This window comes from Sorangium sp. So ce726, from assembly GCF_051521405.1.
In the GTDB taxonomy this organism is placed as follows: domain Bacteria; phylum Myxococcota_A; class Polyangia; order Polyangiales; family Polyangiaceae; genus Sorangium.
On the sequence record NZ_CP150349.1, the window covers coordinates 2,183,415 to 2,198,820 of the forward strand.

At 70.1% G+C, this 15,406-nt stretch carries 11 protein-coding genes; 3 read left to right on the forward strand and 8 right to left on the reverse strand.

Annotated features, from left to right (window positions below):
- Nucleotides 1-9: 9 nt before the first annotated feature.
- Nucleotides 10-1,851, reverse strand: coding sequence for an OmpA family protein (locus tag WME79_RS08270; RefSeq protein ID WP_437534070.1), 1,842 nt, complete (start codon nt 1,849-1,851; stop codon nt 10-12).
- Between the two features lie 155 nt (nt 1,852-2,006).
- Between WME79_RS08270 and WME79_RS08275 the strand changes: the two genes are divergently transcribed.
- Nucleotides 2,007-4,352: a FecR domain-containing protein gene (locus WME79_RS08275; protein ID WP_437534071.1), complete on the forward strand. Its 2,346-nt coding sequence runs from the start codon at nt 2,007-2,009 to the stop codon at nt 4,350-4,352.
- Entirely contained in the window at nt 4,349-5,860 is a 1,512-nt protein-coding gene (locus WME79_RS08280) for a serine/threonine-protein kinase (protein ID WP_437534072.1), read from the forward strand. The genes WME79_RS08275 and WME79_RS08280 overlap by 4 nt, the downstream gene beginning before the upstream one ends.
- A gap of 173 nt (nt 5,861-6,033) precedes the next feature.
- Here WME79_RS08280 and WME79_RS08285 read toward each other — a convergent pair whose 3' ends face one another.
- The 5 genes from WME79_RS08285 to WME79_RS08305 form a co-directional block, all read right to left on the reverse strand.
- Nucleotides 6,034-6,684, reverse strand: a complete 651-nt coding sequence (locus WME79_RS08285) for a glutathione S-transferase family protein (protein ID WP_437534073.1) — start codon at nt 6,682-6,684, stop codon at nt 6,034-6,036.
- A 302-nt stretch (nt 6,685-6,986) separates the two neighbouring features.
- On the reverse strand, nt 6,987-7,409 hold the full coding sequence (locus WME79_RS08290) for a hypothetical protein (RefSeq protein WP_437534074.1): 423 nt from the start codon (nt 7,407-7,409) through the stop codon (nt 6,987-6,989).
- Nucleotides 7,410-7,660: 251 nt separating this feature from the next.
- Entirely contained in the window at nt 7,661-8,245 is a 585-nt protein-coding gene (locus WME79_RS08295; protein WP_437534075.1) for a hypothetical protein, read from the reverse strand.
- 136 nt (nt 8,246-8,381) lie between these two features.
- Nucleotides 8,382-9,800: an STAS domain-containing protein gene (locus WME79_RS08300; RefSeq protein WP_437534076.1), complete on the reverse strand. Its 1,419-nt coding sequence runs from the start codon at nt 9,798-9,800 to the stop codon at nt 8,382-8,384.
- Between the two features lie 151 nt (nt 9,801-9,951).
- The gene (locus WME79_RS08305; protein WP_437534077.1) at nt 9,952-10,533 is read right to left on the reverse strand and encodes an NADPH-dependent FMN reductase; all 582 of its coding nucleotides are present in this window, start codon (nt 10,531-10,533) and stop codon (nt 9,952-9,954) included.
- Nucleotides 10,534-10,900: 367 nt separating this feature from the next.
- Here WME79_RS08305 and WME79_RS08310 point away from each other — a divergent pair, with 367 nt between their 5' ends.
- Nucleotides 10,901-12,406, forward strand: a complete 1,506-nt coding sequence (locus tag WME79_RS08310) for a trypsin-like peptidase domain-containing protein (protein ID WP_437534078.1) — start codon at nt 10,901-10,903, stop codon at nt 12,404-12,406.
- A gap of 79 nt (nt 12,407-12,485) precedes the next feature.
- Here WME79_RS08310 and WME79_RS08315 read toward each other — a convergent pair whose 3' ends face one another.
- A complete protein-coding gene (locus WME79_RS08315) occupies nt 12,486-13,970 on the reverse strand; it encodes a hypothetical protein (protein ID WP_437534079.1) in 1,485 nt (494 codons plus the stop codon).
- A gap of 48 nt (nt 13,971-14,018) precedes the next feature.
- Nucleotides 14,019-14,900 (reverse strand): hypothetical protein, encoded by an 882-nt coding sequence (locus WME79_RS08320; protein ID WP_437534080.1) that lies wholly within the window; start codon nt 14,898-14,900, stop codon nt 14,019-14,021.
- Nucleotides 14,901-15,406: the final 506 nt, after the last annotated feature.

Consider the following 15,406-nt stretch of genomic DNA (forward strand, 5'->3'; position numbering starts at 1 on the left):
GGCGACGCGTCACTCAAGAGGACCGTCCTTCCAGCCGGCCGCGCCCTCGTCGGTGCGCTTGCGGATCTGGAACTCCACCCTGCGGTTCTTTGTCCGGCCGTCTCGGGTGCGGTTGTCGGCGATGGGGCGGCGCACGCCGAAGCCGCGCGCTTCGAGGCGGCGGGCGTCGATGCCGTGCGCGGTCAGCCACGCGACGACGGCGAGCGCGCGGCGCTGCGAGAGGCTCAGGTTCGCCTGGGCGGCGCCCTGGTTGTCCGTGTGGCCGTCGACCGCGACCCGGGCGATCTCGGGGTGCTCCTCGAGGACGGCCGCGACCTCGGAGAGCAGCTCGAAGCTCTCCGGCTCGATCTCGGCCCGGCCCGTCCGGAACTGGACCTGCTGCAGGATCACGATCTGCGAGCCCTCGATGCGCACCGCGAACGGGCAGCCGTGCGTCGCGCGATCCTCGCTCGGCTTGCCGCGCTCGTAGGGGCAGGCGTCCGCGGCGTTGGGGATGCCGTCGCCGTCCGTGTCCGCGGGGCACCCGTGCTTCGACGCAGGTTGGGACCCCGTGTTCGCGGGTGTTGCGGACGTGGGTCGGGACCCCGCGTTCGCAGGCGCTTCGGAAGTGACCCCGGACCCCGCGCCGCCCGATCCCGCGTCGCCGGCCGCGCTGCTGACCCCCGGCACGTCCGGGCAGCGATCGTCGACATCGTAGATCCCGTCGTCGTCCCGGTCCGGCGGGCAGCCGCGACGGAACGCCGATCGGGCGCCGGCCGCCGCGACAGGCGGGCGCGCCTCGCCGATGACCCTGGGGCAGGCGTCCTCCGCGTCGGGGACCGAGTCCCCGTCGAAGTCGGCGGCCGGAGGCGCAGCTTGCGTCGCGCCGCGAGCGCCCTTCGTCCCGGTGGATGTCCCGACAAAGGCCGAGGGGGTGGCGGCAGGGGGCGCCGATGGAACGACGTCGGCGGCGATGCCGAGCGCTGCGAAGAAGCGCGCCTTCGGTATGCCGGGCAGCCGCCCGAAGCCGGGGCCCGCGCCCGCGTCGAGCGTGAGGGGGCCTAGCGACCAGCGCGCGGTGAGCAGGAGCTCGCCCCCCGCGCGACCCGGGACCTCGAGCGCCGACCCTTCGCCGGCGGCGGCCCAGACGGAGAGCTCCGATCCGAGCTGCAGCGGGCCTTTGCGGACGCCCGCGCCCGCGCTGAAGAGGACCTCGCTGCCCGTCAGGCTGTCCGCCGAGGCCTTCTGGAACCGGCCCCCCGCCGAGGCCGACCAGCGGAAGCCCGGGTGCTCGGACCCCACGATCACCCGCGGCGCGTAGCGCACGGCGCCCGCGCCGGCGAACGCCGCCTCGTCTCCCGTCGGCAGCCAGACGGAGAGCCCGAGCGCCGCCGCCGGCCGCAGCCCTTCCTGGGGCAGGAGCGTCACCCTTCCTCCCGCCTGGAGATCGCCGAGCGTGGCGCCGCCGGCGGGCGCCGTGACGCGGATGCCCCCGAGCGCGCCGGACGCGCCGCCTTGATCCAGCACGAACGGCGCGTCGAGATCGAGCTTGATCCGGCGCAGGAGCTCGATGCTCGCGAGCGCGTGCAGGATCGCCTGCCGGCCCACCCACGTTACCGAGCCGGCAGGCGCAGTCCCGCGCAGGCTGAGGGGTTGATGAGAATAGGAGAACAGAAGTCCGACGGCGGGCCGGAGCTCCCCCGATACGCCGGCAGAAGGGACAGTGGATAGCCCGTCGCCCGCGGGCGCGGGAGCGAGCCTGTCGAGCGCTGTGGCCTCCTGCGCTGCGGCCGGCATGGAAGCCGTGGCCGCGGCGACGAGCAGCGGGGAGGCCAGGAGGGGCGCGATGACGCGCGCCGACCAATACGCCATCGGTCTGCTCGTATCCTATTGCCTGGTCCCTTGCAACGCCGATCTCGATCCGGTAGCGTGCCGCTGGCGTGGCATCGTCAAATGGCCAGTCCGTCGCTATCGCGGTGCTCCTCGGCTGCGCCACCCACGCTGCGATCCACGTTGGATACGTCGGCGTGTCGAGCGCCAGAGAGCCGACGCCCGGATATCCGGAGGCGGTCATTCAATGGGGCGTGCAGGCGGGAGAGACCTGCGACGACATCGCGGCGGTCCTCTACGGCTCGTCCAAGCATGCAGGGCTGATCCAGCGGTACAACCGCGTCGCGTGCGGCCCGGGCACGAAGCTCGCCGAGGGCCTCACGCTGGTCCTCCCGGCCGAGGTGACGTCGATCCCCGACGCGAAGCTCCGGTCGATGCACCCGGACGTGCGCGCGCGCCCGGCCGGCGGCGCCTGGTCGCCCGCGGCTCAGGGGATGCCCCTGCTCACGAACTCGAGCGTCAACACGCTGGATGAGGGGAGGGCAGATATCGAGTTTGTGGATCGGACTCGGGTGCTCCTCGCGCCGAATACGCTCGTCGTCATCTACGGGACGGCGAGCCGAGCGCGGGTATCGAAGACGCCGCCCGCGGCCGTCGAGCTCGCGGACGGCGAGGTGAAGGCCGCGCTCGCCGCGCTGCGGGGCCAGTCGGTCGAGGTCGCCGCGAGCGGGGGCGGCCGCGTGAGCGCGTCGTCGCGGGACACGGTGGTGCAGCGGCGCGGGGAGCGGACGACGGTCGCGGTGTTCGACGGCAAGGCGGGCGTCACGTCGGGCGGCCTCTCCGTCGTGGTCCCGAAGGACCACGGCACCCGGTTCGTGGGCAAAGCGCCGCCCGCGCGCCCGCGCCCGCTGCCGGCGCCGCCCGAGTGGACGACCGCGGACGCCGCGCAGATCGCGCTCGCCCCGGAGGGGCTCGGCGTCCTGGCGGCGTCGTGGAAGCCGGCGCCGGCCGCGGCCGGCTACCGCGTCGAGATCGCGCGCGACGCGGAGTTCAACGATCTCATCGCCCGCGAGGAGGTGAAGCCGGACGTCCTGTCGTTCCGCGCGGAGAAGATGCCGGCAGGCGCCTATTTCCTCCGGGTCCGGGTCATCGATCGCGAGGAGTACCTGGGGGTGGGCGCGGTGCGCAGGTTCCACCTCGTCGCCGCGCGGGCCGCCGGGGGCGTCGTCCCGGCGGCGCAGGAGATCACCGCGAACCCGTACGGGATCGTCGAGCTCACGCCGTCTCCCGCGCTCGAGCTCTCGCTCGACGACGGCCCGTTTGGCCCTGTCCCCGAGCGCATCGATCTGCTCCAGCGCGCCCCGCGCGCGCTCCGGCTGCGGGAGCGGGGCAGCTCCGCACCCGACGCGGCCACGTCGCTCCCGGTCCGGTACACGAAGGTGGGCGCGGTGGTCTCGGCCTCGCGCGCTGCGGCGACGACGCCGGGCGGGCCGGCGCTCGAGGCCCGGGTCGAGCTCGAAGGGCTCGCCGGGGTCGACGTCGGACGGCGGGTGGCGCCGCGGCTCTTTGCCCACCTGCCGGGCGGGGTGCGCTCCGTCGCGCTCGCCGGCGGCGATCGCGGCGGCGCCCTGACGGCGCGGATCCCGCTGCCCCAAGAGGCGCTGCGCCCCGGCGAGCCGCTGCGCGTCCGACTCGACGTCGCCGACGGCCGCGGCGGCGTGATCGGGACGAGCGACGCCGAGCTGCCCGCCGCGCCGGAGGCGCCGCGAGCCGCCCCTCCCCCTGCGCCCCCGGCCGCGCCCGTGCTGGGCGCGTACCTCCCGCTCCTCCCGATGTCGGGGGTGGCCGACGCGCTCTGGCTCGCGCCGACGCCGCCCTCGGTCGCCGCGGTCGGCGCGGCCGCGGCGCGCTCCGGGGGCGGCTGGGTCGCCGCGGGGCAGGTGCGCGCGAGCGGCGCGATCGGCCCGCTGGGCCTCGACGTCGCGCTCCGCTCGAACCCGGCCGGTGAGGGCGATGGCGCGGGCGTGGGCAGCACCGGCTGGTTCGGCGCGCGCGCGCGCGTGCTGCGCCTCGGGCGCTCGGAGCTCGAGCTCGGCCCCACGCTCCGCCTGGGCGTGCCCATGGCCGACGGGAGCCCGCCTCTCCGCATCGAGCCCGGGATCGCGCTCGGCGGCGCCGCGGGCCGGTTCACGTGGGTGGCCGATGCCGGGGCCCGCATCCGCGCCTCGGACGACGGCGCGGCGGTGGGCGCGGGCGACAGCGCGGCGGGCGGCGAGCCGGCCACGCCGGACGTGCAGGGCTTCCTGCTGGCAGGGGCGACGGCGGATCCGGCGCCGTGGCTCCGGCTGCACGGCGCGCTGGATCTGCACCTCGTCCACCGGGAGATCAGGGCGGACGACGTGCTCGGCGGGCTGTCGGCGGGCGTGGAGGCGGGCAGCGCGCTCTTCGGGGCGCTGTCGGTGCGGGTGAGCCCGTGGCGCGACGAGGGCGAGGGCCTGGTGACGGCGCAGATCGCGGTGGGCTTCCGCGAGGCGTCGCCGTGAGCGCGGGCGACGGCGAGCGCCCGCCGCCGGACGGCGATCCCGACCGCACCGTGCTGAAGGGCCAGCGGGCGCCGGACGGGCGGGCGCCCGCGCCTCGAGCGCCCGCCGAGCGCTTCGCGGCTGCGGAGACGCTCCCCTCGGACGAGCCTGGCGCGGGCTCGCAGCAGCGGACGCGCGCCGGGCGGGTCCTTGGTGGGAAGTACAACCTCGTGCGGCTGCTCGGCGCGGGCGGGATGGGGGAGGTCTACGAGGCGGAGCACGTGCTCCTCGGCGTCCCGGTCGCGGTGAAGACGATGCACCCGCACATCGCGATCCTTCCGGAGAGCCGGCGGAGGTTTTTCCGAGAGGCGCGCGCCGCGTCGCGGCTGGTGCACCGGAACGTGGTCAAGGTGCTCGACCTCGGGGGCGACGAGGACGGCGGCGACGGCTCGATCTACCTCGTGATGGAGCTGCTCAAGGGCCAGTCGCTCGCCGCGCGGCTCCGGGGGTCGCGGGAGCTGCTGGATCTCGCGGAGGTCGCGGCCCTGTTCGCGGACATCCTCGACGGCGTGGGCGCCGCGCACGCGAGCGGCATCGTCCACCGCGACCTCAAGCCGGAGAACGTGCTGCTCACCGAGCAGGACGGGGAGCCCGTCGCCAAGGTCGTCGACTTCGGCCTGGCGCACCTCGACGACCCGCTCGACGCCGGGCCGACGCTCACCTCGAAGGACATGGTCGCGGGCACGCCGGAGTACATGAGCCCGGAGCAGTGCCGCTCGCTCGCGGTGGGCCCGAGCACCGATCTGTACGCGTGCGGCTGCATCCTCACGGCGCTGTTGCAGGGAGCGGCGCCCTTCGTCGGTCTCCCTCCGGTGGAGCTGATGGCGATGCACATGTTCTCGATCCCGCCGCCGCTGCGCCGGCCGCCCGGGGCTCCGCCGGTCCCGCCGCTCCTGGAGCGGCTCCGGCTGGATCTGCTGGCGAAGCTGCCGGAGAAGCGCCCGGAGAGCGCCGCGGCCGCGCGGTCGCGGCTCGACGAGGCGATGTCGCGGGAGGCCGAGGCGCGGCGGCTGCCCGCGCGCAAGGCGGACGCGCCGCTCGGCGACCGGGCGGAGCGGGCGCAGGCCTGGCCGGACGGCGAGACCGCGCAGCTCCCGCCCGTGCCGGAGCGCACCGTCGCGCTGCTCCGGCTCGCGCCGGCGGGCCAGGGGCTCAGCGAGGCGTGCGAGATCGGGCTCGACGCGCAGGGGATCCACCTCGCCGAGGTGCCGGACGCCGCCGCGCTGATCGAGGCGGGGCTCGGCGTGGCGGTGATCGACGCCGGCGCCGACGTGGAGGGCGCGTGCGCGCTGCTCGAGGCGCTCGGCCGCGCGGCGCCCGGCGTGCGCGCCGTCGTGTGCGCGTCCGGGCTCTCCTCGGACCGGATGAACGCGCTCGTCGCGGCGGGCGCGGCGGACGTGGCGCGTTATCCGGTCGCGCCGGACGCGCTGTCTCGCAAGATCGCGCGGGTGGTGCGCCGGGGGCGCTAGGCCCGCGTGTCAGAGAGCTAGCCAGAAAAGTCGCCAGCTGCGCTGCAACCGATGTGCCTCAAGCACGCGCAAGGCTGAGAGCAGCTCCCGATCATCGGACCACCATCTTGAGGCGGCCAGCGCGTCGACCTCGTAGACGACCGATGCCGGAATGATAGAGGCCCAGACGCTCGTTAGTCTGATCCTTTTCCTGTTCTCTTCTCGTCGGCCGCCTCGAAAAAACCAATCTGGTCGGCCTGGGCTTTCTTGAATGAGGGTCGACCCGTTACACGGGCTACATAGGCCTCGGTCGCCGGCCGATCGCCGAAAGAGCGGACCTCCGAGACCCGTAGCACATCCGCCATCAGCAGGTCTGCGACGGTGAAGCGGCCGGCCGCGAGCCATTCTCGCTCGCTCAGGATCTTTTCGATCTGATCAAGGCGCTTGGCCATCCATCCGGTAAGTTTATTGTCCTTATCGCCGCATATCTTCAAAAACCACCACGGTACGGTGACCATCTCAATCGAGTTGAGCGCCGCGATCGTCCATTGCAGTGTCTCCGCTTCTCCGACCGGATCAGGCGGCATCAGCTTGTCGCTTTTCCGGGCCAGATGCAGGAGCCCCGCACCACTTTCGAATATCTTCAGCTCTCCGTCGTTCAGGAACGGAATTTGGCCAAATGGCTGGCGCGCGAGATGGTTGGTCTCGCGATCATCGAAGGGGATCGTCTGGACTGCGTAGATGAGATCCGCTTCCTCACACGCCCATCTCAGCCTCAGATCACGCACAAAACCACGAGGGCCTTCAGGCACCCAGTCGTAGGTCCAGATGGTCAGTTTGCTCATCGCAGCAAGCCTCTCCTGTGTTCGTCGGCTGGGAATAACTCTCAGCGTGATGTATACGATATGCCACAGCCGAGTGAACTCGTTGGATCTGGTGGTTTTTGTAGGCGGATCAGTAGATCCTACTTTTTGTACGTCATGTCAACTGCCGGTCGTTGGCGGGAAATTCTTGACAGGTCGGAATGGCTGCGGCCGCCGGCTGGCACGCTCGATCTGCGAGAGGGATCGAGGAGGTGGGAAAGCGATCATGCCGCGCCTTCGCCGCGCGCGAGGCACAGCGAAGGCGCCGGGTCGCGCGGCGTCGCCTACAGAGGGGCGAACGTGCACGCGCCGCCGGCGCAGACGGGCCTGGACGCGAGGCACGCGGGCGCGCCGGAGGGGCAGTCCATCATCCGATGCTCGCGACATACGGTCGCGTTGAGGTGGAGGATGAGGCGCCTCATCTGCTGGACGCCCGCCCGGTTGACCACCTCACCACAGGTGCCGCCGCAGTCGGTGCTCGTATCGACGATGACGCAATCGTTGTCGGTAGCGCATGCCCGGTAAGCGGCCCGGACACGCTCCACCTGGCTGGAGGCGTGGGCATACCGCTGCTGACAGGCCTTCCAGTCCACCTCTCCCGTGTCCTCCGTGCGTTCCATCGTGTCGGTGAAGCCCGCGATCGCGAGCCCGAAGGAAGCCATGGCAAAGAGCGCAGAGATCCCCAGACGAATCCGGTTCGTTTTCATGCTGCCTCCATCGCGTGTGCGCTCGTATTCGCTGGCGAAGCGGGCGCATCGCGCGGCTACGCGCCTGTCATGGGGCTCCACCCGCGGGAACGGAAGGCGCTCGATGGCGTGTGCCACGGCACAATCTGGCTAGCAGGAAGTCCTGGCGCTTTTGTGGATGTCAGGAAACTTCAGTCTTTACAGCTTCAACTGGATCGATGTCGTCGGTGAACTCGAGCGGCCCGGGTGGCTACCTCGGAGGGGGAGCGATCTCACCATGTGACGCGGTAGGTACAGGAGTCGGCGCCGCGCTTCCGCGACGGGCGGGACTCGTCGAGCACGACGTCCACGCGCGGCCTGACCCCGCGCGACGCCGCTCGCCGCGCCGTGCCGAGCAGGATCCCACGGTCGAGCTCCGAGGGATAAGGCGTATCGCAGACCATGATGATCTGGTGCTTCTCCGGATGACAGCGATAATGGCCGATCCCCTCCCGCATGACGCCGGTCGCCGGATCGAACATCACCTCTCCGTCACACTTGTGATTCATGTGGTATGCCACGTCGATCATCTGGAGGGCATCCACGATGGACGGCGGCATGGCCGGCCACACGGCGTGATCCACGAGCGCCTTCCCGATGGCGAGCAGCGTATGGTCCCCGCTCGCCCGGGCCACGCCCTTCAGCAGGTCGAGGAGCATCTGGAGAGGGTACCACTCGCCCGCGACCAGCTCAGGCACACCCAGCGTCGAGAGCACCTGCTTCCCGATGTCTCCGTGCGCCCCGAGAGCCGCGGCGACCGACGCGAAGGCGCTCCCGGAGCCCTCGAGCCCGGGATGTGGAGAAACGTATTGAGCCATATCTGATGGTGGTTGAGGCGTTCCTTCCGCCGACGACCGACGATATCGAACATCGCGCGACACCGCAAGATGCCCTGCTCCCGAGAGCCGGAGCCCTGGCAGCCTCGTCGCAGATCGCCCGCTGGCGCAGCGGCGCTCAGCGCGAGGGGCGGATCACCGACATGAGCGCGCTCCGCAGCGTGCTGTAGGTCTTCGCCTGAGCCGGCGCCGCGTCCACCGCCGTCATGGCCGTGGCCACGGCGGGCCGGATGCCGCATATCCGGCTCTCGGCGCCGAGCAGCGCCACGGCGCGGGCGATCTTCGCGAAATGATCCGCGGTGGCGGCGTCGATCTCCTCGACGCCCGTGAGATCGAGGATCACACAGCGGGCCTGCGTCCGCACGAGCGCGCCGAGGACATCCTCGGTGATCGCGGCGGCGCGCTGGCTGTCCACGGCGCCGATGATCGGCAGCGCCAGCACCCCCTCCCAGACCTCCAGCACGGGCGTGGACAGCGCGCGGATCGTCTCCTGTTGCCGCGCGATGATCTCGATCCGCTCCGCGAGCGCCCGCTCGGCGGCCAGGCGCTCGGACAGGTCGCGCTCGATCACCGTCACGCCGGCGACCGCGCCGCCGGCGCACCGCAGGACGGACATCCTCGCGCTGAAGAAGCGGATCTCGCCGCTGTGCACTCGGTCGTAGCTGAGCGACTCGGCCCTCCCGCTCGAGAGGACCTGCGCCAGCGCCGCTCGCATTGCGTCCGCGGAGCGCCTCGGCAAGACCTCGTCCAGGGTCCGCCCGAGCACGGCCTCGCTCGGCGCGTACACGTCGGCGAGCTCCTCCGGGACATGATAGCTCGTGAAGCGGCCCTCCGGATCGAGCGTGAAGACCACCTCGCTGATCGACGACAGGATCGCCCGCTGCCGCTCCTCGCTCTCCCGCCAGGTCCGCGTCACCTCGGCCAGCTTGCGCTGCGCCTCGGCCCGCTGATCGCCGCGCAGCGCGGCGATCTCGTCCGGGATCGTCCTGTCGTCGGCGTGGACGTGGAACTCGATGTAGGAGGACGACCCGTCGACCCTCGCGCCCACCTCGTCGGCCCAGCAGTTCACCCCGAAAGCGCGCGAGAAGATGCCGATGATCTTGCCCTGAAGAAAGGGGCAGCCCCAGCGCTCGTGATCGGGGAGCTCGCGCTGCATCGCGAGCTCCCAGGGGTTCGTGACGGCGACGACCGCCCGCCGCGCCGCCCTGTCGAAGACGGGCAGCGCGAAGCTGCCCCACCCCGACGCGGAGACGCAGGCGCCCCACGCGAGGAAGCCCTCGTCGAACGTCGACCCGAGCGTCGTGACCATGGCGCGGTAATCCTCCTCGGCGCCCGCGCTCGACTCGTGGGCGACGAGGAGACGGAAGAGCGGAATGCCCATCTCCGCGACCAGGGGCCGGAAGAGGCGCTCGAGCGACGGCCTGAGCCACAGGGTCACGGCCGGATTCCCGAAGGTGAGCATCCTGCCCTGGTCGAGCTCCCAGGTGATGCTCATCCGATTGATCTCGATCGAGCGCGTCGTGCCCGGCTGATCCATGAGGATACAAGCCTCGCAGGCTTCGTGTGGAGCGTCAACCGAGCAGCAACGCTCGTCGAACGATGACGCAATGAATCGTCGCCGCCCCGGATTGCGGGAGCGCGCGCGGGGCGCAGACGCTGCCGGCGAGGACGAGCTCCAGCGCGGGACCTTATGCGACCAGAGGCCGAAAGCGCTCGCCGGCCTGCTTCGCCTGGACGATGGCCTGAGCGAACCACAGGTACTCGTCGAGGAACCTGTCCGCCGCCTTCGCGACCTGCTCGCTCCTGAGCTGGAGCGACTCGTCGAAGACGTTCTGGACCTCCGGGACGAGCAGCTTGAGCGGAAGCGGGAATGCTCCCAGGCTCAGGATCACGTGCTGGAGCTGCGTCGAGGCGTTGATGCCCCCGAGCTTCCCCGCGGAGACGGCGACCACGCCGATCGGCTTCCTGGTGAACTCCTCCCAGAAATAGTCGAGGGCGTTCTTCAACACGCCCGAGAAGCTCCCGTGGTATTCCGGCGTCACGAACACGAGCGCGTCCGCCCTGCGGAGGCGCGCGCTCAGCCCCTGAACCGTCGCCTGGAGCTGCGGGGGGCGACCCGAGCGGTCCTCCAGGATCGGCAACGGCGTCTCCGCCAGATCGATCAGATCGGCCTCGGCGCCTCGCTCCCGGAGCTTCCGCTCCAGGTGATGGGCGATCTTGTGCGACTGTCTCCCGCTCCTCACGCTGCCGGTCAAGATGGCTACCTTCATGGTGGCGCTCCCTGGGAGGACGATCTCCCGATGCGACGAGGGTAAATCCGGGATGTCCGCCTGCTGGAGGCGGCGCCAATCCATTGGACAATGGTCAATCCGTCGTCAGGGGCACGGCCTCGCGGGCGCTCGCGCCCGGGCCGCGCCGGCTCGATGCAGCGTGTGCATGAGGTCCATGGCGCATATGAATTGGTGCGCGCCTCACGACGAAGTAGATCCCCCTCGCTGAGAACGGAGCGAGCGTGCCACTCGGGGGTTCTTGCTTGTCAGGCGTCAGATCCTTGCTCGACGCCGGCCAGGCATCGACACGTCGTCATCGGGCCCGCCGGGTGATCCTCGCTCTGCCTTGAACACCTGGGAGCTTGTCATGAGAGCGAATCGCTTCATCATTGCTGCTGGCTTGTTGTCCGTGTGGGCTGCCGCGGGGTGCGCGGCGCCTGCGCCTGCCGGGGAGGAGGCCGCTGGCGAGGCCCGATCCGAGGTCATCTATGGCCAGGATGACCGCGAGGATCCCTTCACGTACGCGGATCCCGCCTGGGCCGCGCGGGCGCTCGACTTCACCGTGGCGCTCATCCCCGCGTCGGCCGTCGACGCCTCGGACCCGAACAACATCCAGATCGCCGGGCCCACGTGGGCGGGGCGCGACGGCGTGTGCCCCGACGAGCGCTTCGCGTCCCAGCCGGCGCTCGCCGACTGCAGCGGAACGCTGATCGACGACGATCTGGTGCTCACGGCCGCGCACTGCATCAACAACTGCCGCGACAGCCGCTTCGTCTTCGATTATGCGATGACGCCGTCCGGCCAGCTCGGCCAGATCACCAGCGATGACGTCTACAGCTGCGTGGATTTCATCGCCTATTACCAGGACCGGCGGGGCGCGGACTACACGGTCGTGCGCCTCGATCGGCCGGTCGTGGGGCGGACGCCCGCCGCGGTGCGTGCGTCGAGCGATCCCCTGGCCATCGGCACGCCGCTCGTGGTGCACGGGTTCCCCCGCGGGTTGCCGCTCAAGCTGGCCGACGGGGCCGCCGTCCGAAGCAACGCGCCGAGCCTCGACTTCTTCGTCGGCAACCTGGACACGTTCGTGGGCAACTCCGGGTCCGGGGTGTTCGACCTGAACACGAAGGAGCTCGTGGGCATCCTGGTGCGCGGCGAGCGCGACTTCGTGCAGGACGGCGATTGCGTGCGTCCGTTCACCTGCGCCGACGACGCGTGCCGAGGCGAGGACGTGACCTATGCCTTCCGGGCCATCCAGGCCATGTGCGAGCGCACGGCCTCGGACCTGTGCTCCTGCGGTGACGGCGCCTGCGGCCCGCTCGAGAGCCCGGCGTCGTGCGCGAGCGACTGCTCCTGCGGCGACGGCATCTGCAGCAGCGGCGAGAGCACCACGTCGTGCCCGGCGGACTGCCAGCTGGAGGTGCTGTACGACTCCCACGCGCCGCAGCCGAGCTGGGTGACGCCCGGGATCCAGGTGCGCAACACGGGAAGCGAGAGCGTGTACCTCGCGGGCTCGACCGTGCGGTACTACTTCAGCCAGGAGCCGCCCGGCTCGCTCGAGGCGACGTGCTGGGGTTGCTCGAGCGAGCTCGAGATGAGCTTCCACGAGGTGCCCGGCGGCGGCTGTGCGGGCGCGACCCATTACCTCGACGTGCGCTTGCCGTTCCTCTCGGTCGATCCCTCGTCCTCCACAGACCGGTTCAACATCGCGTTCCACGCGTCGAGCTGGCAGGCGTTCAACCAGTCGAACGATTACTCCCACGCCGGGGGGAGCTGGAACTGGGCGCCGAACCCGAAGATCACGATGTACCGGTTCGGCTCCAGGGTCTTCGGCGACGAGCCCTGCCCGGGCCTCTTCATCCCGCCCGCCGACTGACCGCGGCTCCTCGTCCGACCCGCCTGCTGCTGAGGAGCGCCTTGTCGGACAGCGCAGCCGCCGGGGCCGACGAATAGAATCACGGCGCTGCGACGTCGAGCTTCGTCACGACATTTGCGCCCCGAGCGCTCGCATTCACGGCACCGGCGTCTTGCCCCATGATGGCGACGTTTCCTTCCGGATCTACGGCGAGACCCTGCACGCTGCTGACCTCGGGGCTGAGGATGTGGGACCACGAGATATGCCCATCCCTGTCGAGCCGCACGACGAACTGCCGCTCAGCTCCGTCCTCTGCGCCGAGCGCCGTGCCGTCGGCGTCCAGGGTACCGGTGACGCTGCCCGCAACGAAGGTGTTCCCGAGAGCGTCGACGCCGAGGCTCACGGCTCTGGATGCAAGGCTGCCCTCGATGAATCGGCTCCAGAGGTGGCCTCCATGAACATCGAATTTCGCCACGAAGGCATTGTCGGATGAACAATTCGCGCCGACCAGCGGTCCGCCGCCGAAATCAAAGTCGCAATGCGCGTTCCCGGCGAGGAACACGCTTCCGTCTCCGTCCACCGCGATGCCAGCAAGGCCCTCGTGGTGGTCCGAGGCGGATCCACCATGGAGAGGAGCGGTCAATTCCTGACTCCAGATATCGTTTCCCGAGGCGTCCAGCCGCGCGAGTTGGAACCGCGCGAATTTGCCTGATCCGTCATCGACGATGTCCGAGTCGTCGGCCGCGAGCACAATTTGCCCTGAAGTGTCGACGGCCATGATGGCGCCTGGCGTGTACCTGCCGCTGCCGCGGGGGGAGAACTTGCTCCAGACGAAATTTCCCATCGCGTCGAACTTTGCCACGTAGCCGCTCGTCGGGTCGTAGTCACTCTCTATCCACGGTAGCAGACCTCCCCCGAGATCGAGGTCCCCATAGTATCTTCCCATGAGCACCACGCCGCCCGTCGTCGGATCCACCGCGACGGATGTGATGTTCCAATCTGCTTCATACCAGGGGTTGAGGCTCTTGCTCCAGAGGGGGTTGCCGGCGCTGTCGAGCTTGTCCAGGAATATGTCCCACCAGCCCGAGGAGCGTTCCGAGGAGCGTACGAGGAACATGTTGCAGTCCGCGTCGAAAACGATGTGATGGCCGGCCTGCCGGTTCGAACCATCGCCGAGGAGCTTGCTGAGGGTGTGGTTGCCCGCGGCATCGTACTTTGCCAAGAGGGCGTCGTCGTATTCCACGGACCCGGGCATGTCGGCGTCCGACACCGTGTACCCTGTCATGCCCAGATTGCCGGATGGATCAAAGGCGATGCCAGTGATCGCCAGCGGAGAGGTGCCGCTCGTCGCCGCCCAGTCGTCCAGGCTGAAGGGACGGGAGGCCACCGGCGCGCCGCACCTGCTCGACGAGCCGCCCGCGCCGCCGGAACCCGACGAGCCGCCCGTGCCCGAGCCGTCGGGGTCGAGCGGCTGCTGGTCGGGGTCGAGATCACCGATCGGCACGCGATCGATGACGCACCCAAACGTGGTGACCGAGAGAGCGAGTGGGAACAACAACGAGACTACACTCTTCAGGAATCGCATGAGCAATCATCCTCCATGACCAGGCGATCTCTCTCCCCGCGATTTTGATCACGGAATCGTATTTGAACAGCGACCCACCTTGCTGATGAGGTAGGCGATCGAGCGAGTGGTTGAGGCGCTGGCGTCATGCCCCACAATGGCGACGTTTCCTTCAGGATCCACGGCGAGGCCCTGCACGCTGCTGAACTCGGGGCTGAGGATGTGGGACCACGAGATATGCCCATCCCTGTCGAGCCGCACGACGAACTGCCGCTCGGCTCCGTCCTCTGCGCCTAGCGCCGTGCCGTCGGCGTCCAGGGTACCGGTGAAAGTGTCGACGGCCATGATGCCGCCTGGCATGTACCTGCCGCTGCTGCGGGGGGAGGGCTTGCTCCACACGAATTGTCCCATCGCATCGAACTTCGCCACGTAGGCTCTCGTCGGGTTGTCGTCATCCTCTACCCACGGTAGAAGACCTCCCCCGAGATCGAGGTCCCCGGCGTATCTTCCCATGAACACCACGCCGCCCGTCGCCGGATCCACCGCGATGGATGTGATGTTCCAATCTGCTTCATACCCGGCGTTGAGGCGCTTGCTCCAGAGGGGGTTCCCGGCGCTGTCGAGCTTGTCCAGGAACATGTCGAACCGGGACGAGGTCACGAGCGCGCGTACGAGGAACATGTTGCAGTCCGCGTCGAAAACGATGTGCCTGCCGGCCTGCCGGTTCGAATCATCGCCGAAGAGCTTGCTGAGGGTGTGGTTGCCCGCGGCATCGTACTTTGCCAAGAGGGCGTCGTCGTATTCCGAGGACCCGGGCATGTCGACGTCCGACACCGTGTACCCTGTCATTCCGAGGTTGCCGGAGGGATCAAAGGCGATGCCAGTGATCGCCAGCGGAGAGGTGCCGCTCGTCGCCGCAGACCCGTCCAGGTTGAAGGGACGGGAGGCCACCGGCGCGCTGCACCTGCCCGACGAGCCGCCCGCGCTGCCGGAGCCCGACGAGCCGCCCGCGCCGCCAGCGCCATCGGGGTCGAGCGGCTGCTGGTCGGGGTCGAGATCCGCGATCGGCTCGCGAACGATGTTGCACCCAAACGTGGTGGCTGAGAGAGCGACCGGGGACCACAACAAGGAGAGTGCTAGTTGCGAAAATCGCATGATCGAGAATCCTCCACTGCCCGGCGATCTCTCTCCCCGCGCTTTTGATCACGGAATCGTATTTGAACAGCGACCCACCTTGATCATGCGCGGCGCCTGAGCGGAGCGCGGGCTCCGCGCGACGAAGGCGCAAGTGTGCGACGCGGCCTCCGTGATGCGCCCTCCGGCCACGAGGGCATCGACGCGGAGGACATCGCGCTCGATCGCGAGGCTCCCCCCTGGAAAGCGCGCCGCGTGCTCGGCGGTGAGGCGAAGGGCGAGCGGCACGTCTCCACGCTGGAGGGCCGCGGCTCGGCGCGTCG

Coding starts and splice junctions, on each gene's coding strand:
- WME79_RS08270 (WP_437534070.1), bottom strand. CDS start 1,851: ATGGCGTATTGGTCGGCGCGCGTCATCGCGCCCCTCCTGGCCTCCCCG.
- WME79_RS08285 (WP_437534073.1), bottom strand. CDS start 6,684: ATGAGCAAACTGACCATCTGGACCTACGACTGGGTGCCTGAAGGCCCT.
- WME79_RS08290 (WP_437534074.1), bottom strand. CDS start 7,409: ATGAAAACGAACCGGATTCGTCTGGGGATCTCTGCGCTCTTTGCCATG.
- WME79_RS08295 (WP_437534075.1), bottom strand. CDS start 8,245: ATGGCTCAATACGTTTCTCCACATCCCGGGCTCGAGGGCTCCGGGAGC.
- WME79_RS08300 (WP_437534076.1), bottom strand. CDS start 9,800: ATGGATCAGCCGGGCACGACGCGCTCGATCGAGATCAATCGGATGAGC.
- WME79_RS08305 (WP_437534077.1), bottom strand. CDS start 10,533: ATGAAGGTAGCCATCTTGACCGGCAGCGTGAGGAGCGGGAGACAGTCG.
- WME79_RS08310 (WP_437534078.1), top strand. CDS start 10,901: ATGAGAGCGAATCGCTTCATCATTGCTGCTGGCTTGTTGTCCGTGTGG.
- WME79_RS08315 (WP_437534079.1), bottom strand. CDS start 13,970: ATGCGATTCCTGAAGAGTGTAGTCTCGTTGTTGTTCCCACTCGCTCTC.